19 protein-coding genes are annotated in these 19,725 nt (G+C 67.8%); 14 read left to right on the forward strand and 5 right to left on the reverse strand.

What is annotated here, in order from left to right:
* Positions 1–88: 88 nt before the first annotated feature.
* Both IEY84_RS24730 and IEY84_RS24735 read left to right on the forward strand, forming a co-directional pair.
* Complete coding sequence (locus IEY84_RS24730) at positions 89–1,255, forward strand: nucleotide sugar dehydrogenase (protein ID WP_183550375.1); 1,167 nt, start codon at positions 89–91, stop codon at positions 1,253–1,255.
* A 164-nt stretch (positions 1,256–1,419) separates the two neighbouring features.
* Positions 1,420–1,797 (forward strand): phosphomannose isomerase type II C-terminal cupin domain, encoded by a 378-nt coding sequence (locus tag IEY84_RS24735; RefSeq protein WP_183550360.1) that lies wholly within the window; start codon positions 1,420–1,422, stop codon positions 1,795–1,797.
* An 85-nt stretch (positions 1,798–1,882) separates the two neighbouring features.
* Here the strand turns inward: IEY84_RS24735 and rfbA are convergent, their stop codons facing one another.
* The gene (rfbA, locus tag IEY84_RS24740; protein ID WP_183550357.1) at positions 1,883–2,755 is read right to left on the reverse strand and encodes a glucose-1-phosphate thymidylyltransferase RfbA; all 873 of its coding nucleotides are present in this window, start codon (positions 2,753–2,755) and stop codon (positions 1,883–1,885) included.
* Between the two features lie 94 nt (positions 2,756–2,849).
* Here rfbA and rfbB point away from each other — a divergent pair, with 94 nt between their 5' ends.
* Positions 2,850–3,848, forward strand: coding sequence for a dTDP-glucose 4,6-dehydratase (gene rfbB, locus IEY84_RS24745; RefSeq protein WP_183550354.1), 999 nt, complete (start codon positions 2,850–2,852; stop codon positions 3,846–3,848).
* Between the two features lie 4 nt (positions 3,849–3,852).
* The gene (locus IEY84_RS24750; protein ID WP_183550351.1) at positions 3,853–5,235 is read left to right on the forward strand and encodes a sugar nucleotide-binding protein; all 1,383 of its coding nucleotides are present in this window, start codon (positions 3,853–3,855) and stop codon (positions 5,233–5,235) included.
* 138 nt (positions 5,236–5,373) lie between these two features.
* On the opposite strand, the gene IEY84_RS24755 is transcribed toward IEY84_RS24750, so the two are convergent.
* A complete protein-coding gene (locus tag IEY84_RS24755) occupies positions 5,374–6,309 on the reverse strand; it encodes a sulfite exporter TauE/SafE family protein (protein WP_183550348.1) in 936 nt (311 codons plus the stop codon).
* Between the two features lie 28 nt (positions 6,310–6,337).
* On the opposite strand from IEY84_RS24755, the gene IEY84_RS24760 reads away from it, so the two are divergent.
* The 3 genes from IEY84_RS24760 to IEY84_RS24770 all read left to right on the forward strand — a co-directional run bounded on the left by IEY84_RS24760 (position 6,338) and on the right by IEY84_RS24770 (position 8,407).
* Positions 6,338–7,294 carry an asparaginase gene (locus IEY84_RS24760; protein ID WP_183550345.1) on the forward strand — a complete coding sequence of 319 codons (957 nt, stop codon included), beginning with the start codon at positions 6,338–6,340 and terminating at the stop codon, positions 7,292–7,294.
* Positions 7,295–7,434: 140 nt separating this feature from the next.
* Positions 7,435–7,878, forward strand: a complete 444-nt coding sequence (locus IEY84_RS24765; RefSeq protein WP_183550342.1) for a helix-turn-helix domain-containing protein — start codon at positions 7,435–7,437, stop codon at positions 7,876–7,878.
* Positions 7,856–8,407, forward strand: a complete 552-nt coding sequence (locus tag IEY84_RS24770) for a hypothetical protein (protein WP_183550339.1) — start codon at positions 7,856–7,858, stop codon at positions 8,405–8,407. The genes IEY84_RS24765 and IEY84_RS24770 overlap by 23 nt, the downstream gene beginning before the upstream one ends.
* Before the next feature lie 177 nt (positions 8,408–8,584).
* Here IEY84_RS24770 and galE read toward each other — a convergent pair whose 3' ends face one another.
* Positions 8,585–9,562 carry a UDP-glucose 4-epimerase GalE gene (galE, locus tag IEY84_RS24775; RefSeq protein WP_183550336.1) on the reverse strand — a complete coding sequence of 326 codons (978 nt, stop codon included), beginning with the start codon at positions 9,560–9,562 and terminating at the stop codon, positions 8,585–8,587.
* Positions 9,563–9,605: 43 nt separating this feature from the next.
* On the opposite strand from galE, the gene IEY84_RS24780 reads away from it, so the two are divergent.
* The 7 genes from IEY84_RS24780 (at position 9,606) to IEY84_RS24810 (ending at position 15,693) form a co-directional block, all read left to right on the forward strand.
* Complete coding sequence (locus IEY84_RS24780) at positions 9,606–10,274, forward strand: dihydrofolate reductase family protein (protein ID WP_183550331.1); 669 nt, start codon at positions 9,606–9,608, stop codon at positions 10,272–10,274.
* 226 nt (positions 10,275–10,500) lie between these two features.
* The gene (locus IEY84_RS24785) at positions 10,501–11,334 is read left to right on the forward strand and encodes a carbohydrate ABC transporter permease (protein ID WP_229788985.1); all 834 of its coding nucleotides are present in this window, start codon (positions 10,501–10,503) and stop codon (positions 11,332–11,334) included.
* Positions 11,331–12,185: a carbohydrate ABC transporter permease gene (locus IEY84_RS24790; protein WP_183550325.1), complete on the forward strand. Its 855-nt coding sequence runs from the start codon at positions 11,331–11,333 to the stop codon at positions 12,183–12,185. The genes IEY84_RS24785 and IEY84_RS24790 overlap by 4 nt, the downstream gene beginning before the upstream one ends.
* A 42-nt stretch (positions 12,186–12,227) precedes the next feature.
* Positions 12,228–13,604, forward strand: coding sequence for an ABC transporter substrate-binding protein (locus IEY84_RS24795; protein ID WP_183550322.1), 1,377 nt, complete (start codon positions 12,228–12,230; stop codon positions 13,602–13,604).
* Positions 13,605–13,652: 48 nt separating this feature from the next.
* Entirely contained in the window at positions 13,653–14,411 is a 759-nt protein-coding gene (locus IEY84_RS24800) for an enoyl-CoA hydratase-related protein (protein ID WP_183550319.1), read from the forward strand.
* Positions 14,412–14,441: 30 nt separating this feature from the next.
* Complete coding sequence (locus tag IEY84_RS24805) at positions 14,442–15,221, forward strand: DinB family protein (protein WP_183550316.1); 780 nt, start codon at positions 14,442–14,444, stop codon at positions 15,219–15,221.
* A 100-nt stretch (positions 15,222–15,321) separates the two neighbouring features.
* Positions 15,322–15,693, forward strand: a complete 372-nt coding sequence (locus tag IEY84_RS24810; protein ID WP_221209195.1) for a YrdB family protein — start codon at positions 15,322–15,324, stop codon at positions 15,691–15,693.
* Here the strand turns inward: IEY84_RS24810 and IEY84_RS24815 are convergent.
* Together IEY84_RS24815 and icmF are read right to left on the reverse strand one after the other, a co-directional pair.
* Positions 15,641–16,375, reverse strand: a complete 735-nt coding sequence (locus IEY84_RS24815) for a helical backbone metal receptor (protein ID WP_183550313.1) — start codon at positions 16,373–16,375, stop codon at positions 15,641–15,643. The genes IEY84_RS24810 and IEY84_RS24815 overlap by 53 nt on opposite strands.
* Positions 16,376–16,548: 173 nt before the next feature.
* Positions 16,549–19,665, reverse strand: a complete 3,117-nt coding sequence (gene icmF / locus IEY84_RS24820) for a fused isobutyryl-CoA mutase/GTPase IcmF (protein WP_183550310.1) — start codon at positions 19,663–19,665, stop codon at positions 16,549–16,551.
* Between the last annotated feature and the right edge of the window lie 60 nt (positions 19,666–19,725).

Genomic DNA, 19,725 nt, shown 5'->3' on the forward strand with positions numbered 1-19,725 from the left:
GTGAACACTCTAGGTGATGTTCCCGTACGGGAACATGCTCGAGCGGTGATGCTGTTTCCCGTCGTCAACCGCTGCTTACAGTGCCGATATGAAGATCACCGTTGTCGGCGTGGGATACGTCGGGATGTCGCTCGCGGTCCTGCTCGCGCAGAAGCACGAGGTCGTCGTCCTGGACATCTCCCAGGAGCGGGTCGACCTGGTCAACGCGAGGAAGACCCCGATCGAGGACGCCGAGATCACCAGCTTCCTGGCGACCAAGGAGCTCGACCTGCGAGCGACCCTCGACAAGGAGGACGCCTACGCGGGCGCCGCGTACGTCATCGTCGCCACCCCGACGAACTACGACGAGGCGTCGAACTACTTCGACACCTCCACCGTCGACGGCGTGATCGTGGACGCGGTGAACCATGTTCCGGAGGCCGCGATCGTGGTGAAGTCGACGATCCCGGTGGGCTACATCGCGACCAAGCGGGCGCAGCACCCCGAGGCGACGCTCTTCTTCAGCCCCGAGTTCCTCCGCGAGGGCAAGGCGCTCCACGACAACCTGCACCCCTCCCGCATCGTCGTCGGCGACGACTCCGCGGCCGCGAAGGGGTTCGCCGAGCTGCTGCTCGAAGGCTCCCTGGAGCCGGACGTGCCGGTCCTGATGACCGGCGCGACGGAGGCCGAGGCGATCAAGCTGTTCGCCAACACCTACCTGGCGCTGCGGGTCGCCTACTTCAACGAGCTCGACACCTACGCCGCCACCCACGGTCTCAACACGCCCCAGATCATCGAGGGGGTCGGCCTGGACCCGCGGATCGGGTCGCACTACAACAACCCGAGCTTCGGCTACGGCGGCTACTGCCTGCCGAAGGACACCCGGCAGCTGCAGGCCAACTACCAAGACGTCCCGCAGAACCTCATCTCGGCGATCGTCGAGGCCAACACCACGCGCAAGGACTTCGTCGCCACCGACGTCCTGCGCCGCGAGCCGAAGGTGGTCGGCGTCTACCGGCTGATCATGAAGTCTGGCTCGGACAACTTCCGCGAGTCCTCGATCCAGGGAGTGATGAAGCGGATCAAGGCCAAGGGCGTCGAGGTGATCATCTACGAGCCCGAGCTCGACGAGCCGGAGTTCTTCCACTCCGAGATCATCAGGGACCTCGAGGAGTTCAAGAGCCGGGCCGACGTGATCATCGCCAACCGGCGTACCGAGGTGCTCGCCGATGTCGCCGACAAGGTCTACACCCGCGACATCTACGGGCGGGACTGAACCTTCCGTCCGCTCGCGGGACGCTCACCTCGGGTGCCGTGTCCGGCTCTCGTGGGAGACCTGCGAGTAACGGAGCGGTGAACATCGGCCCGCAACGAGCCGTGCGCGGATGCGTACAGTTAGGGTCGCGTCTTCTGCTCAGTGTCTAGGAATGAGGCAACATCATGGCTGGTGACTCCGAGACCCGCCCCTGGGGTTCGTGGCACGTCATCGACGTCGGTCCGGGCTACAAGGTCAAGCGGATCGAGGTGCTCCCGCACAGCCGCCTCTCCTACCAGACCCACACCCACCGCTCCGAGCACTGGGTGGTCATCTACGGCAAGGCGACCTGCGTCATCGACGGCGTGACCACCATCGCCGGCCCGGGAGAGTCGGTCGACGTCGCCGTCGGCCAGGCCCACCGGATCTGCAACGAGACCGACGAGCCGCTCTCGATCATCGAGGTCCAGCGCGGCGGCTACACCGGCGAAGACGACATCGTCCGCCTCGAGGACGACTTCGGCCGGGCCGAGCAGGCGGCAGCTGTCGCGGCGGAGGCCTGAGCCAGCTGTAACACGCTGTTACACCCACTATTCGGTCGTTCACAACGACCGAATAGTGCTTGTAACAGCGTGTTACACCCCAACCTCAGGCCAGCAGCCCGAGCAGGTACTTCCCGTAGCCGCTCTTCAGCAGCGGCTGGGCGAGCTCGGAGAGCTTCTCGTCGGAGAGCCAGCCCTGGCGCCAGGCGACCTCTTCGGGGGCGCCGATCTTGGTGCCCTGGCGGTGCTCGATGGCACGGATGAAGTTGGCGGCCTCGTTGAGGTCTTCGAGGGTGCCGGTGTCGAGCCAGGCCGTGCCGCGCGGCAGCACCTCGACCGAGAGGGTGCCGGCCTCGAGGTAGATCCGGTTGAGGTCGGTGATCTCGAGCTCACCTCGCGCGGACGGCTTCAGATTGCGGGCGTGCTCGATGACCGAGCTGTCGTAGAAGTAGAGGCCGGGGACGGCGTACGGGCTCTTCGGCTCGGCAGGCTTCTCCTCCAAGGAGACGGCCTTGTGGTTCTCGTCGAACTCGACGACGCCGTACGCGCGCGGGTCGGCGACGCGGTAGCCGAACACGGCGCCACCGGAGATCGTCTTGAACCGGGCCAGCTGGGTGCCGAGGCCGGGGCCGTAGAAGATGTTGTCGCCCAGCACCAGACCGACACCGTCCTCGGACTCCTCGAGGAAGCCGACGTCGGCACCGATCGTGAACGCCTGGGCGAGGCCGTCGGGAGAGGGCTGCTCGGCGTAGCTGATGTTGACGCCGAGGTGGCTGCCGTCGCCCAGGAGCCGGTGGAACCCGGAGGCCTCGTGCGGCGTCGTGATCACCAGGATGTCCCGGATCCCGGCCAGCATCAGCGTGGTCAGCGGGTAGTAGATCATCGGCTTGTCGTAGATCGGCATCAGCTGCTTGCTGATCGCGAGCGTGATCGGGTGCAGACGTGAGCCGGTGCCGCCGGCAAGAATGATGCCCTTCATGGTTCGTTGATCCTACGGATGTTCACCCCACGTTCTAGGGAACCCGCCGAGGCGCGGCAACCACCGCGTGGTTAATTCTGCCTACGATGAACCGGTGAGACGGATTCTTGTGACGGGCGGCGCCGGGTTCATCGGCTCCAACTTCGTACACCACCTCGTGGCCAACACCGATGCGTACGTGACGGTGCTCGACAAGCTGACCTATGCCTCCTCGGAGGCGTCGCTGGCGGGGCTGCCTGGAGACCGAGTGAAGCTCGTGGTCGGCGACATCGCGGACGCCGCGGTGGTCGAGTCGCTGGTGGCGGAGTCGGACGCGGTGGTGCACTACGCGGCCGAGTCGCACAACGACAACTCGCTCTCCGACCCGGCGCCGTTCGTGCAGACGAACATCGTCGGCACCTTCATCCTTCTCGAGGCGGTCCGGAAGCATGACGTGCGGTTCCACCACGTCTCCACCGACGAGGTCTACGGCGACCTCGACCTCGATGCTCCGAAGCGGTTCACCGAAGACACGCCCTACCAGCCGTCCTCGCCCTACTCGGCCACCAAGGCCGGCTCCGACCACCTCGTACGTGCCTGGGTGCGCTCCTTCGGCGTACGCGCGACGATCTCCAACTGCTCCAACAACTACGGCCCGTGGCAGCACGTCGAGAAGTTCATCCCGCGCCAGATCACCGAGGTGATCGAGGGGCGCCGGCCGCGCGTCTACGGGGACGGACTCAACGTGCGGGACTGGATCCACACCGAGGATCACTCCTCGGCGGTCTGGACGATCCTGGAGAAGGGCCGGATCGGGGAGACCTACCTGATCGGCGCCGACGGCGAGAAGTCCAACGTCGACGTCGTCCGCGCGATCCTTCGTCACTTCGGACGTCCCGAGGACGACATCGAGTGGGTCACCGACCGCGCCGGCCACGACCGCCGCTACGCCATCGAGTCCGGCAAGCTGCGCAGCGAGCTCGGCTGGGAGCCGAAATACCAGGACTTCGACAAGGGCCTGGCCGCGACGATCTCGTGGTACCAGGAGAACGAGGCCTGGTGGTCGCCGCTAAAGCACGAGACCGAAGCCAAGTACGCCGCGAAGGGGCAGTGATCTCGTGCCGGATCTGACCATCGAGCAGACCCCGATCCCGGGTCTGCTGGTAGCGCACCTGCCCGTGCACGGCGACGCCCGCGGCTGGTTCAAGGAGAACTGGCAGCGCGAGAAGATGGTGGAGCTGGGGCTCCCCGACTTCGGGCCGGTGCAGAACAACATGTCCTTCAACGCCTCCCGCGGCGCGACCCGGGGCATCCACACCGAGCCGTGGGACAAGTTCGTCTCCGTCGCGTGCGGGCGGGTCTTCGCGGCGTGGGTCGACATGCGTGAGGGGTCGTCGTTCGGGACGACCTTCTCGATCGAGCTCGGCCCGGAGACCGCGGTCTTCGTCCCGCGCGGGGTGGGCAACTCCTACCAGGCGCTGGAGGACCGCACGGTCTACTCCTACCTGGTCAACGACCACTGGCGTCCCGGGTTCGCCTACCCGGCGCTCAACCTCGCCGACGAGACCGCCGCGATCGCGTGGCCGATCCCGCTGGACTCCGCCGAGATCTCCGAGAAGGACAGGGCCAACCCGCGCCTGGCCGAGATCACCCCGATGAAGCCGAAGAAGACCCTGATCATCGGCGCCAACGGCCAGCTCGGCCGGGCCCTCGTGTCGGTCTTCCCGGACGCGGACGCGGTCGACCTCGGCGAGCTCGACATCTCCGACGAGAAGGCGGTCGCGGCCTGGCCCTGGCCCGACTACCAGCTCATCCTCAACGCCGCCGCCTACACCGCCGTCGACGTCGCCGAGACCGCCGACGGCCGGCGCACCGCCTGGGCCGCCAACGCGACCGCTCCCGCGCTGCTCGCCCGGGTGGCGACCGAGCACCGGCTGACCCTGGTGCACTACTCCACCGAGTACGTCTTCGACGGCACCGCCACCGAGCACACCGAGGACGAGCCGGTCTCGCCCCTCGGCGTCTACGCCCAGTCCAAGGCTGCCGGTGACATCGCCGTCGCCGGTGCCCCTCGCCACTACATCCTGCGCACCTCCTGGGTCGTCGGCGACGGCAAGAACTTCGTACGCACCATGGCGGCTCTCGCCGAGAAGGGGGTCTCGCCCACCGTGGTGGACGACCAGATCGGCCGGCTCACCTTCACCGACACCCTCGCCGCGGCCACCGCTCACCTGCTGCGGTCCGAGGCTGCGTACGGGGTCTACAACTGCACCAACGCCGGTGACCCGTGCTCGTGGCGGGACATCGCCGCCGAAGTGTTCTCGCTGTCGGGGCGGGACCGGGCCGATGTGGGCTCCACTTCGACCGAGGCCTACTTCGCGGGCAAGGAGGGCGTCGCTCCGCGACCGCTCAACTCAGTGATGTCCCTCGACAAGCTCACCGCAACCGGCTTCGAGCCCGACGACCACCTCGACGCCCTGCGCCGCTACCTCAAGTCCTGACACCCCGCTGGTCGAGCCGCGAGGCCACCTGCGGCCGAGCGTGTCGAGACCAACACAGTCCCCTCGGCGCTCGACAGGACTGTGTTGGTCTCGACACGCCTCCGCCTAGCGGCTCCGGCGGCTCGACCGGCGACAGCCCTACTTGTCCGAACGCTCCGGCAGCCGCCAGGCGGCGGCGTTGTTGTCGAAGGCGGCCAGGCCGCGCGACTGGCGGATGAAGCCCCACAGGAGCGGCCCGAGGAGCAGCATCCCGCCGCCCAGGAACAGCAGGAACGTCGCGTCGGCACCGAGCATCTTGGCGCCGGAGAGCGTCAGCATGATGACGATGCCGCGGCGGATGACCGACTGGGAGACCCAGCGCGCCATCCGGGAGCCGAGGAAGGTGCCCGGGGTTCCGCCGAGGATGAGCGGGATCAGCACCGCCCACTCGACGCCGTGGTTGATCACCTGCCCGATCGCGGCGGCCAGGACGAGAGGAACCGCCTGGACCAGGTCGGTGCCGACCAGCTTGACGGCGGAGAGGGTCGGGTAGACCAGCAGCAACGCGATCATGATGACCGAGCCGGAGCCGACCGAGGTGATGCCGACCAGAAGGCCGCCGAGCGCGCCGATGACGATGGTGAGCAGCGGCTTCAGGCGGGGATCTTCCTCGGGAGCCTCGTTGCCGCCGGTGACCAGGCGCAGCTGGAGATACATCCGGAACATGTAGGACGCCGCCGCGAACAGCAGCGCCCCGCCGAGGATGAGCTTGAGGAAGTGGTCGGTGTCGCCCGGCGCCAGCTTGTGCACGAAGGTGCCCAGGAAGGCGAAGGGCACCGAGCCGATGACCAGGTACGTCGCCAGCCGGATGTTGGGGGAGCCGTGGCGCCAGTGCACCGCAGCGCCCACCGACTTGTTGACCGAGGCGGCGACGAGGTCGTTGGCGACGGCCGTCGTCGGGGGAACCCCGAGGAAGATCAGCGCTGGCGTCATCAGGGCGCCACCGCCCATGCCGGTCAACCCTACGACGATGCCGATGCCGAAGCTGACCACGAGCACGCTGAGCGCTTCTTGGGTGAGGAGGTCGGCGAGCACGGGGCAACTCTCACATAGTCTCGCCCTCATGCCAGCACCCGTGCCGTTCGCCGAGATCATCCGCTCCGACTTCGTCGAGGGACACCACCACGGGTCCGCCGTCGCCCTGGCTGCCGACGGCACCGTCGGATGGTCGCTCGGTGATGTCGACTCGCAGATCCTGCCGCGGTCTTCCACCAAGCCCGTCCAGGCCCTCGCGATGGCGATCCTCGGCCTCGACCTGCCGCCCGAACTGCTCGCCCTCGCCTGTGCCTCCCACTCGGGAGAGTCGATCCACCAAGAAGGCGTACGCCGCATCCTCGCCACCGTCGGCCTGGACGAGTCTGCGCTCGGCAACATCGAGGACTATCCCTTCGGGGTGGAGGCGCGGGAGGAAGCGTTGCGTCGCGGCGAGCCGAAGACCCGGCTGGCGATGAACTGTTCCGGCAAGCACGCCGCGATGCTCGCCACCTGCGTCACGGCCGGCTGGCCGCTCGAGGGCTATCTCGATCCCGAGCACCCGCTCCAGGTGGGGATCCAGGAGGTGTTCGAGGCCTGCACCGGCGAGGCCGCGTACGTCACGGTCGACGGCTGCGGCGCACCTGCGCTGTCCACGTCCCTGACCGGGCTCGCGCGGGCGTTCTCGACCATCGCCGCCGCGGTCGACGGTCCGGCTGCGCGGGTCGCCGACGCGATTCGCTCCCACCCCGAGTACGTCTCGGGCACGACGCGCGACGAGGTGGCGCTGCACCGGGCCGTACCCGGTCTGATCGGCAAGCTGGGTGCGGAGGCGGTCTACGCGGTCGCACTGCCCGACGGCCGCGCTTGGGCCTTGAAGGCCGACGACGGCGGCGACCGGGCGCGACCGGTCGTGATGGCCGCTGCCCTGCTGCGGGACGGGGTCGGTGACCTCGACGGGGTCGACGCCGACGCGGTGCGATCGACGGGTGACGCGCCGATCCTCGGCGGCGGGCGCCGGGTCGGAGAGATCCGCGCACTGCTGTGATCTGCTAGCGGTTGCTAGCGAGATCGACGAGTCGGTCGCGCGCACGTTTTCGCTGGTTGATGACGCAACTAGTGGGTGATGTGTGTCACTTCGGTTGCCCAGGACTTGTGTTTGCTAGCAATTGTTAGCACACTGGAGGCATGGTCAAGAGCAAGGTCACGAGTGCGGTCGGCACGCTCGGCGAGTATCTGAGGGAACAGCGGATCTCGGCCGAGATGTCTCTGCGTCAGCTCGCCGACCAAGCAGGCGTGTCCAACCCCTACCTCAGCCAGATCGAGCGCGGTCTGCGCAAGCCATCGGCTGAGGTCCTCCAGCAGATCGCCAAGGCGCTGCGTATCTCCGCGGAGCAGGTCTATGTCCGTGCCGGGATCCTCAGCCCCGACTCCAACGTCGGCGGGTCTGTGGAGCTCGCGGTGCTCGCCGACCCGAGCCTGACCGAGCGGCAGAAGCACTCGCTGCTCGACGTCTATCACTCGTTCCTCGCTCTTAACAGTCGTGTCACCGACGATGCGCCGGCCGCCGATGAAATTGCCGAAGAACCCCATCCTGAGGAGAACCCAGATGCCCACCCTGCCCAAGATTGAGACCACCAAGCCCCTCAACGCCGTCGCCGGTGTCGCCGACCTCGCCTACGAGACCGTCAAGGGCTACGCGACCGACCTCCAGAAGCGGGTCGACGGCTACCGCTCCGAGGCGACCACCAAGCTGACCGACGCCCGCTCCAAGGCGACCGAGAAGGCCACCGCCGCCAAGACCACCGTGACCGGCTTCAACCCGAAGACGCTCCCGGCCCTGGCCAAGGAGCAGTACACCGTCCTTCCCGAGAAGCTCAAGGTGACCGTCAAGTCCAAGCTCGACGAGACCACCGACAGCGCGACCGGCACCTACGACAAGCTCGCCACCCGCGGTGAGACCTTCGTCGCGAAGTTCAAGAAGTCCGAGGCGGCCGAGGCCCCCAAGGCTGAGACCCCCAAGGCTGAGACCCCCAAGGCTGAGGCTCCCAAGGCCGAGGCTCCGAAGACCGAGGCCCCCGAGGCCGAGGCCGCTCCGGCTGCGAAGCCGGCCCCCGCCAAGAAGGCCCCCGCCAAGAAGACGGCTGCCAAGAAGGCCTGATCCAGGCTCTCTACCGAAGACGGCCCGCTCGAAAGAGCGGGCCGTCTTCGATTTGCCGAGACGTCACGTACGTCGGCCGAGACGTCACGTACGTCGGCCGAGACGTCACGTACGTCGGCCGAGACGGCAAACGAGTGCCAACTCGGCCGACCGGGGTGACGTCTCGGCGAGAGCGGGTCAGCTGGGGTAGTCGGCGCCTGCGGCCTGACGGGCCTCCCAGGCGGTGGCGACCATGGAGCGCAGGTCGTGGCGCATCTTCCAGTCCAGGTCGCGACGGGCGAGCTCGCCGGTGGCGACGATGCGAGCGGGGTCACCGGGGCGGCGCGGGTTGATGACGGGCTCGAACTCGATGCCGGTCACCTCACGGATCGTGTCCATGATCTGACGGACCGAGGAACCCTCGCCCGAGCCCAGGTTGTAGACCGGCTCGAGGTCCTTGCCCTCCGCCAGCCGCTTGGCGGCGACCACGTGGGAGTGGGCGAGGTCGGAGACGTGCACGTAGTCGCGTACGCAGGTGCCGTCGGGCGTCGGGTAGTCGTCGCCGTTGATCTGGGGCGTCTTGCCCTTGGCCAGGGCGTCGAAGACCAGCGGGAAGAGGTTGTGGGGGCTGGTGTCGTAGAGGTCCTTGCTCCCGGAGCCGACCACGTTGAAGTAGCGCAGGCTGGTGTGGGTGAGCCCCTCCGCGCGAGCCACGTCGGCGATCAGCCACTCGCCGATCAGCTTCGACTCGCCGTAGGGGCTCTCCGGGTTGGTCGGGGTGGTCTCGGTGACCAGGTCGACGTCGGGCGTCCCGAAGGTCGCGGCTGAGGAGGAGAAGACGATCTGGTCCACACCGGTGGCCGCCATCGCCTCGAGGAGGTTGGCGGTGCCGGTGACGTTCTGCGCGTACGTGTGCAGCGGCCTCTGCACCGACACCCCGGCATACTTGAAGCCGGCGAGGTGGATGACGCCCTCGACGCCGTTGTCGCCGATCGCCTGCTCGACCGCTGACCTGTCGAGCAGGGATGCCTCGACCAGGGTGACGTTGTCGGGCACGAACTTCGCGAACCCGGACGACAGGTCGTCGAGGACCACCGGCTCGAGGCCTGCGTCGAGCAGCGCCTGTACGACGTGCGATCCGATGTAGCCCGCGCCTCCGGTAACCAACCAACTCATGCGAAGAAGATAGCCGCATCACCCAGCGCCTAACGTGGGCAGGGTGATCCTCCTGCACGGTGACGGCGACCCGACCACCCCCGACGGCTTGCGCGCCATCTACGCGCCACCGCGCCTCCCGTGGCTGCGCGTCAACATGGTCAGTTCCCTCGACGGTGCGGCGACCGGCTCCGACGGCCGCTCCGGCACGGTCAACAACGCCGTCGACGTCGATGTCTTCCACGCCTTGCGCGACCTCGCCGACGTGGTCCTGGTCGGGGCGGGGACCGCCAACACCGAGACGTACGGAGCCGCGCGAGCGCCGATCGTCATCGTCTCGCGCCGCGGCCGGATCCCCGACGACCTCCGCGGCTGCGAGCCTGGCTCCGTCCGGCTCGCCACGGTGGCCGAGGCACCGGGCCTGGCCGCGGCCCGCGACGAGCTCGGCGAGGAGAACGTCTACGTCACCGGCACTCTCGAGGTCGACCTTCCGGCGCTCCTCGCCCGCCTGCACGAGGAGGGTCTGCGGCACGTGCTCTGTGAGGGCGGACCGACCCTCCTCGGGTCGCTGATCGAGGCCGGGCTGGTCGACGAGCTCTGCCACACGATCACGCCCAAGCTCCTGGCCGGCAGCGGCCCGCGGATCGTGGCGGGGCCGCCCATGGACGTGCCGGTGTCCTTGGGGTCCCTCATCGAGCACGACGGCACCTTGCTCGGTCGCTGGCTTCTCTGAGCAGTCGGGGTGATCTCGTCAGGCTCCGTTCACCTGGTAATCCCGTGACATTCATGATCAGTTTCCGGTAACGAAATCTTGAGATCAAGAGTTTTGCACTTGACGGGGTCCGGCCCAACGGCTTGACTCACCGATCGTGCCAGGTATGACGGCAGTCACAGTGAAGCGACCGCGTCAGGCACTCTCGGGAAGACGCATACGGGAGTGGCTGACCTTTCTGGCTTTCGTGCTGCCCAACGTTGCGCTGATCGTGGTCTTCACCTATCGGCCGCTCTTCCAGAACATCTACTACTCGACCCTCAACTGGACGCTGGGCTCGAAGTTCGCGACGCCGGTCGGGCTGGGCAACTACAGAGAGTTCTTCGCCTCGGGTGAGGCGAGCAAGGTGCTGACCACGACGGCGATCTTCACCGTCGCGACGGTCGGCTTCACCCTCGCGCTCGGTCTCGGCGTGGCACTGGCGCTCAACCGCAAGCTCCCGGGCGCGGGTTTCGCGCAGGCCACGGTCTTCGCCCCGTACATCCTCTCCGGTTACGGGGTCGGGCTCGCCTGGCTCTACATCTTCGATCCCAACATCGGCGCGCTCTCCGCGATCCTGCGCGATATCGGACTGAACAGCCCGGAGTGGATCAACTCGCCCCCGTGGACGCTGACGATGGTGATCATCGTCTACGTCTGGAAGAACCTCGGGTACGCCGCGGTCGTCTACCTCGCCGGCCTGCAGGCCGTCCCGGCCGAGCTGCTGGAGGCGGCCGATCTCGACGGCGCCGGACCGGTGCGGCGGTTCTTCACGGTGACGGTGCCGCTGCTGTCGCCGACCACGTTCTTCCTGATGGTCACCACGATCCTCAGCAGCCTGCAGGCCTTCGACCTGCTGATCGCGATGGACAAGCTCGGCCGCGGCTCCCGAACGCTGATCTTCGATGCCTATCTGACGGGCTTCAAGGAGCAGAGCCAGGCGGGCTACTCCGCGATGCTCTCGACCGTGCTCTTCGCGATTCTCGTCGTGCTCACGCTCATCCAGCTGATCGTCGTGGAGAGGCGGGTCCACTACCGATGAACGCAACTGCTCCCTCGCGGCGAGTGCGGCTGACGCCGTTGACCGTACGTGACTACCTGGTGCTGCTGCTCGCGGTGCTCGTCGTGGTGCTGCCGCTGGGCTACATGTTGCTGGCGTCCTTCAAGGGCCCCAGCGATCTGGCGACGACCGACCTGATCGTCTTCCCCGAGGTCTGGAAGCCGGAGAACTACTCCGAGGCCGCGCAGAAGGTTCCCTTCGGCCGGCTCTTCCTCAACTCCGGCATCGTCACGGTCGTCGGGGCGGGACTGAAGGTGCTGCTGGCGATCCTGACGGCGTACGGCTTGGTCTTCTGCGAGTTTCCCGGCAAGAAGTACGTCTTCTGGGGCGTGCTCGCCACGATGATGGTGCCGCCGCAGGTCACCGCCCTGCCCAACTACGTCTTCATCAGCGGCCTCGGCGGCGAGAACACCTACTGGGGCTTGATCCTGCCGGGACTCGGCACCGGCTTCGGTACGTTCCTGCTGCGCCAGGCGTTCATGCAGCTGCCCTATGAGGTGATCGAGGCAGCCCATCTCGACGGCGCCGGCCACTGGCGGCGGTTGTGGCACTGCGTGGTGCCGATGTCGCTGCCGTCGATCGCGACCGTGGCTCTGGTCAGCGTGGTCTACGAGTGGAACGACTATCTGTGGCCGCTGATCATCATCACCGATCCGGAGATGATGACGCTGCCGCGCGGCCTGACGCTGCTGCAGAACAGCGAGTCTGCGGCCAGCTCGTTCGGGGTGCTGATGGCCGGCACGGTGATGGTGCTGCTGCCGATCCTCCTCGTCTTCGCGATCCTCCAGCGCCACATCGTCAACGGCTTCACCCAAGGCGGCGTCAAAGGCTGACGTTCTCAGCCCACAGTTGGCACAACAGGGAAAGGATGCTCCATGAACACCTCGTCCAACCTGCATCGCTCGGGTCTGATCCTGGACCGACGACGGTTCCTCGGCCTCAGCGCCCTCGGCATCTCCGCGGCGGCGCTCTCCGCTTGCGGAGGTGGTCCCTCGACCAGCGGCGGCGGCACCGGCGCCGGTGCCGTCGAACAGATCGACTTCAGCGGTGTGAAGCCGGCGAAGGAGATCACCTTCTGGACCTCCAACCCCGGTGACTCGATCAAGGTCAGCACCGAGATCGTCGAGGCCTTCAACTCCTCGCAGTCCGACATCACGGTCAAGCTGGTCACCGCCGGCGCCGACTACGAGGAGATCGCGCAGAAGTTCCAGACGGCCCAGACCGGCGGCGACCTGCCCGACATCATCAACCTGTCGGACGTGTGGTGGTTCCGCTACAAGATGAACGACCAGATCATCCCGCTCGACTCGCTCTTCGAGGCGCTCGAGTTCGAGACCGACGACTACGTCGACTCGCTGCTCGGTGACTACCTCTACGACGACGCCCATTGGGCAGTGCCGTGGGCTCGCTCGACGCCGCTCTTCTACTACAACAAGGAGCATTGGAAGAAGGCCGGGCTGCCGGACCAGGGTCCGGAGAGCTGGGAGGAGTTCGACGAGTGGAAGACCAAGCTCGCCTCCGCCAGCGGCGCGAAGTTCGCGTTCCAGTTCCCCGCGTTGGCGGGCTACGCCGGCTGGACCCTGCAGAACAACCTGTGGGGCTGGGGTGGCGGCTGGTCCAAGGAGGCCTCCTTCGACATCACCTGCAACTCCTCGGAGGCGGTCGAGGCGCTCTCCTTCCTCAAGGACTGGGTCTACAAGGACAAGGTCGCGGGGGTCGCGGGGGTCGACCAGATCCAGGACTTCGCGGCGGGCGTCGCCAGTGCGACCGTGGGGTCGACCGGTGACCTGATCACCGCGATCACCTCGGCGAAGTTCGACGTCGGCGTCGCTCCGCTGCCCGCCGGTCCCGCGGAGACCGAGAAGATCTGTCCGACAGGTGGGTCGGGCGTCGGCATCCCGAAGGACATCAGCCCTGAACGGCAGCTCGCGGCCGGCACGTTCATCAAGTTCCTCACCGAGCCCGAGCAGGCGATCAAGTTCTCCGAGGCGACCGGTTACGTCCCGATCCGCAAGTCCGCCGACCCCGCCACGATCGTGAAGAAGACCCCGCAGGCCCAGGTCGCGATCGACCAGCTCCCCAACACCCGCTCACAGGACTATGCCCGCGTCTTCCTGCCCGGTGGCGACCTGGAGATGGCCAACCACATGGCTGCGATCCTCACCGAGAACAAGGACGTCCAGGCGGAGATGGACAGCCTCAAGACCGCTCTGGAGAAGATCTACACCGACCAGGTCGAGCCTCTCATCTGATGAGTGCCGAGCGTAGGGCACCCAACGGGTGTCCTACGCTCGGTTCCCGTGAGCGACGACTTGGTAGTGGAGCGGCGCCCCGGCGTCGTACAGGTGACCTTCAACCGGCCGCAGAAGCACAATGCCTTCACGCACGCGATGTACGCGGCGCTGCACGATCTGTGCGACGAGCTGGCGACGGACGAGTCGGTGAAGGTGCTGGTGCTGACCGGCACCGGCGGTCGGGCGTTTGCCGCCGGCAACGAGATCTCCGACTTCCTCTCCCGCGACGCGGTGGACTACGAGGACTGGATCCGAGCGCTGCTCGAGAAGCTGTTCGCGCTCCCGCAGGTGACCATCGCCGCGGTCGACGGCGTCTGTGTCGGTGGCGGGCTCGCGGTCGCGACCCACTGCGACCTGCGGGTCGCGACGCCGCACTCACGCTTCGGCTACCCGATCGCCAAGACGCTCGGCAACGCGCTCGCGGCCTCCATCGTCTACCGCGCAGCGGCCGTCTTCGGCGAGCCGGTCGTGCGCGAGATGCTCCTCGCGGCGCGGCTGGTCGGCGCGGACCGCGCCTATGCCACCGGCGCGCTGACCGCCGTCACCGACTCGCTGACCGAGGAGGTCGACGCCCTGGTCGACGGCATCCTGCCGCTCTCCGGCGTCACCGTCCGAGCCACCAAGTCTCAGCTCGCCGCGTTCGCCGCCCGGACCGAGGCCTCGCCGGAAGGCGATGAGGACCTGCTGCGCGAGGTCTACACCGGCTCGGACTTCAAGGAAGGCGTACGCGCGTTCCTGGCCAAGGAGAAGCCCGCCTTCCGTTGACGGGCGCGCTGCAGCGGCCGACGATGGCCTATGCCTTACGAACAGACGAGGACGTACGTCGACAGCGACCGGTTCCGCGACGCACTGATCACGCAGAGCGACGTCAGCGGTCTGGAGATCCGGGACTGCTGGTTCGAGGAGCGGCTCAAGATCGTCGACTGCTGGGGCCGCGACGTCTACGTCGCCGGTGACTTCGGGCGGATCGTGGTCAACGACATCGACGTGACCGCCTACGTCGAGGCCGAGCTCGACCGCGCCGAGCCCAACCGGGCGCTCGCCCGCAAGGCGCAGACGGCGGACGAGATCCGCGCGGTCTGGGCGGCGCTCGAGGCGACATGGGCGGCCACGTTCGAGCGGGTCCGAGCGCTGCCCGCAGAGCTGCACCGTCGGCGGGTCGACGACGAGTGGTCGTTCATCGAGACCCAGCGCCATCTGCTCTATGCCAGCGACAAGTGGCTCGGCAACCCGGTCCTGGAGGAGGACCAGCCCTACCACCCGCTCGGCTTCGGCCCCGCCGGTGCCGACGAGGCGGACACCGGTCTCACCGTCGACGCCGACCCGTCGCTGGAGGAGATCCTGGAGCCTCGTCTCGCCCGGATGCGCACCATGCGTGAGTTCGTCGCGGGGGTCATCGACGAGGACCTCGACCGGCTCTGCGCCCGCAAGCCGGTCGGCAACGACCCCGACGCCGACTACGACGTACGCCGCTGCCTCAAGGTGGTGCTCGCCGAGGAGGCCGAGCACCACCGCTATGCCGTACGTGACCTGGCGGCCCTCACCGCCGACGAAAGCGCCCTCAGGCAGACCTGACCTGGGGAGTGTGAGGCGTACCAGGCACGCCTCACGCTCCCCGGGTCAGCGCCGCGGATATTCAGGCGCGGGACGGGTCGGCCGACCCTAGGATGCCGCCGTGACTGTCTTCGGCTGGTTTGTGCTGACTCTGGTGTTCGTCGATGAGCTGTTGGCGATGGCCGCCTTCGGGGTCTGGGGCTGGCAGCACGACCCTCGATGGCTGCTCGTCTGGATTCTTCCGGTGCTGGCGGCGGTCGTCTGGGGGATGTTCGCCTCGCCCAAGGCCACCCGCGGAGGTCCGGCGGTCCGGCCGCTGGTGAAGGTGATCGTCTTCGGACTCGCCTCGCTGGCGCTCTTGGACGCCGGTCAGCCGGGATGGGCGCTCGCTCTGCTGGTCTTCTCGGTCGTCATCAACGGCCTGGCTCAGGTGCCGGCGATCAGCCGGCTGCACACCGATGTGCCTCGACCAGACTTGGCCCGTACCAGGTGATCAACCGGCCGCTCACCAGTTCCGTCGGCGTCCGGGTGAAGGCCTCCGGACCGTCCTCCGCCGTGAAGACGTACGGCTCGTCGGGCAGCAGCACGGCATCGGCCCCTGCGTCGCCGATCTCTGCCAGCTCGACGTGCGGATAGCGCTCCTCGTGTTCGCCGAAGACGTTCTCCCACCCCAGCCGCCGCAGCAGGTCGCCGGTGAAGGTCCGTGAGCCGACCACCATCCACGGGTCGCGCCAGATCGGCACCGCGACCCGGCGGGTGACCTCCGGGAGCGACCCGCACCAGAGCCTTCGCGCTTCGGCGAGCCACTCTGGCCGGTCCCAGCCGAGCCCGTCGAGGAGGCTCTCCATCGACGCGACCGCCTGGGGGACCGTCTCGATGTCGGTGACCCAGACTCGGATCCCGCGCTCCCGCAGCCGGCGTACGTCGAGCTCCCGGTTCTCCTCCTTGTTGGCCACGACGACGTCCGGCGCCAGCGCCGCGATCGCGGCCAGATCCGGGTTCTTGGTCCCGCGAACGCGGGGCACGTCCAGGTCCGCCGGATGCGTGCACCAGTCCGTCGCCCCGACGACCCGGTCCGCCGCGACCGAGACGAGCGCCTCGGTCAGTGACGGGACCAGCGAGACCACCCGCGTCGCCGGCCGCGGCCCGTCGTAAGGCGTGCCAAGGTCGTCCATATCTCTCCTCCGCTGGTCGAGCCGTCCCGCTGGTCGAGCCGTCCCGCTGGTCGAGCCGCCGGAGCCGCTAGGCGGAGGCGTGTCGAGACCAACACAGTCGCATACGGTGCTGTGTTGGTCTCGACACGGATTCGTTCGTACCTCACGATTCCGGCTCGACCAGCGGGGGTTGGTCAGACGTTCCTGCGGTACTGGCCCCCGACCTCGAAGAACGCCTCGGTGACCTGCCCCAGCGAGCAGACCCGAGCCGCGTCCATGAGCGCGGCGAAGACGTTCTCGTCGGAGGTGGCAGCCTGCTTGAGGCGGGCGATGGCCGCCTCCGCCTCGGTCGCGTGGGCAGCCTGGAAGGCGTGGACGCGGTCGAGCTGGGACTTCTTCTCCGATTCGGTCGCCCGGGCGAGCTCGACGGGCCCGGCCGGCTCGCCGTTGGTGTCCCGGACGAACGTGTTCACGCCGACGATCGGCAGCGTGCCGTCGTGCTTGCGGTGCTCGTAGAGCATCGACTCGTCCTGGATCTTGCCGCGCTGGTAGCCGGTCTCCATCGCGCCGAGCACGCCGCCGCGCTCCGAGATCCGGTCGAACTCCTTCAGCACGGCCTCCTCGACGAGGTCGGTGAGCTCATCGATGATGTAGGAGCCCTGGAGCGGGTTCTCGTTGAACGCCATGCCCCACTCGCGGTTGATGATCAACTGGATCGCCAGGGCACGCCGCACCGACTCCTCGGACGGGGTCGTCACGGCCTCGTCGAAGGCGTTGGTGTGCAGCGACTGGGCGTTGTCGTAGATCGCGATCAGCGCCTGCAGCGTGGTGCGGATGTCGTTGAAGTCCATCTCCTGCGCGTGCAGGGACCGCCCGCTCGTCTGGATGTGGTACTTCAGCTTCTGCGAGCGCTCCGAGGCGCCGTAGCGCTCCCGCATCGCGACCGCCCAGATGCGCCGGGCGACGCGGCCGATGACTGAGTACTCCGGGTCCATCCCGTTGGAGAAGAAGAAGGACAGGTTGGGGGCGAAGTCGTCGATCGACATGCCACGAGCGAGGTAGGACTCGACGTAGGTGAAGCCGTTGGCGAGCGTGAAGGCGAGCTGGGAGATGGGGTTCGCCCCGGCCTCGGCGATGTGATAGCCGGAGATGCTCACCGAGTAGAAGTTGCGAACCCCCTGCTCGATGAACCACTCCTGGATGTCGGCCATGCAGCGCAGCGAGAACTCCGTGGAGAACAGGCAGGTGTTCTGGCCCTGGTCCTCCTTGAGGATGTCGGCCTGCACCGTGCCCCGGACCGTCTGCAGCGCCTTCGCAGGGTCCACGCCGCGCTCAAGGGCCTGGTCGATCACGGTGTTGAGGAAGAACGCCAGGATCGTCGGGGCGGGTCCGTTGATCGTCATCGACACCGAGGTCGTCGGGGCCAGCAGGTCGAAGCCGTCGTAGAGCGCCTTCATGTCGTCCAGGGTTGCGACCGAGACACCGGAGGTGCCGACCTTGCCGTAGATGTCGGGGCGTACGTCGGGGTCGCGGCCGTAGAGCGTCACCGAGTCGAACGCGGTCGACAGCCGAGTCGCCGGCTGGCCCTCGGAGAGCAGCTTGAAGCGGCGGTTGGTGCGGAACGGGTCGCCCTCGCCGGCGAACATCCGCGCCGGGTCCTCGTTGGCCCGCTTGTAGGGGAAGACGCCCGCGGTGAACGGGAAGAACCCGGGCAGGTTCTCGTTGCGCAAGAACCGGGTCAGCTCACCGCGGTCGGTGTAGCGAGGCAGAGCCACCCGGGGGATGTAGTTGCCCGACAGCGACGTCCGGCCACCCTCGTCAGCGGCGTACGTCTCCTTGGTCTCCTCCCACGCCGAGAGCTGCTCGCGCAGATCGTCGGGGAGGTCGGCGGCAGGCGCCTCGAGCTCGGGGTGGTCCTCGGCCACGATCTCGTAGGCCTGCGCCTTCCGTGCCGCGGCGATGAGCTCGTCGGTGCGAGCGTGGTAGTCGCGTACGTCGCCAGCGATCTCGGCCAGGTAGCGCACCCGCTTCTCGGGGATGATCGGGTGGAGGCCCGTCGAGTGGCGGGTCGAGACGCTCGGGAGGACGCCTTCGCCGACCGCGAGCCCCGCGTCGGCGAGAAGACCGCGCAGGTGCTGGTAGAGCGCGGTGACGCCGTCGTCGTCGAAGGCGGCGGCCGAGGTGCCGAAGACCGGCATGTCGTCGGGGGAGGAGGTGAACGCCTCCCGGTTGCGGACGAGCTGGCGGGAGACGTCGCGCAGTGCGTCCTTGGCCCCGCGCCGCTCGAACTTGTTGATCGCCACGACGTCGGCGAAGTCGAGCATGTCGATCTTCTCCAGCTGGCTCGCGGCGCCGAACTCGGGCGTCATCACGTAGAGCGAGACGTCGACGAAGTCGCTGATCCCGGTGTCGCCCTGGCCGATGCCGGGCGTCTCGACGATGACCAGGTCGACGGCGGCCTTCATCACGGCGAGCACGTCGGCGAAGTGCTCGGGCACCTCGTGGCCGCCGCGGGTGGCCAGGGACCGGTAGTAGGTCGTCGAGCCGCCGTCGCTGATCGCGGCCAGCGAGTTCATCCGGATCCGGTCTCCCAGCAGAGCACCGCCGCCGCGACGACGGGTCGGGTCGATGGCGAGCACGCCGATGCGGATCTTGTCCTCCTGGTCGATCCGCAGCCGCCGCACCAGCTCGTCGGTGAGGGAGGACTTGCCGGAGCCGCCGGTGCCGGTGACGCCGAGCACGACCGCCTGGTCGGCCTCGCGCAGGCGCGCCAGGAAGTCCTCGGGCAGCCGACCCTGCTCGGCGCCGGTGATCGTGCGCCCGATGACGATCCCGTAGCCGGCGATCACGCCGTCGGGGCTGACGCTGAAGGTCGGCCACAGGTCGCGGTCGATGTCGCGTACGACCGTGTTGATCATCCCCGGCAGCCCCAGGCGCTGGCCGTCCTCGGGGGAGAAGATCTTGACGCCGGAGTTGGCGAGCCGCTCGATCTCGTAGGGCACGATGACGCCGCCGCCACCGCCCACGACCTTGACGTGACCGGCGCCGCGCTCCTTGAGCGCGCTCACCAGATACTCGAAGAACTCCACGTGGCCGCCCTGGTAGGACGAGACCGCGACGCAGTGGGCGTCCTCCTGGACGGCCGCGTCAGCGATCTCGGTCACCGAGCGGTTGTGACCGAGGTGGATCACCTCGCATCCCTGTGCCTGGAAGATCCGGCGCATGATGTTGATCGCCGCGTCGTGACCGTCGAACAGGCTGCTCGCGGTCACGATCCGAACGTGGTTCTGGGGGATGTGGAGGTCGGACATGGGCGGTGCTCCCAGGGAATAGTTGGACGTCCAAGTATTTCTAGGATAGGTCGTACGTCA

Source organism: Nocardioides albus, assembly GCF_014648255.1.
In the GTDB taxonomy this organism is placed as follows: domain Bacteria; phylum Actinomycetota; class Actinomycetes; order Propionibacteriales; family Nocardioidaceae; genus Nocardioides; species Nocardioides albus.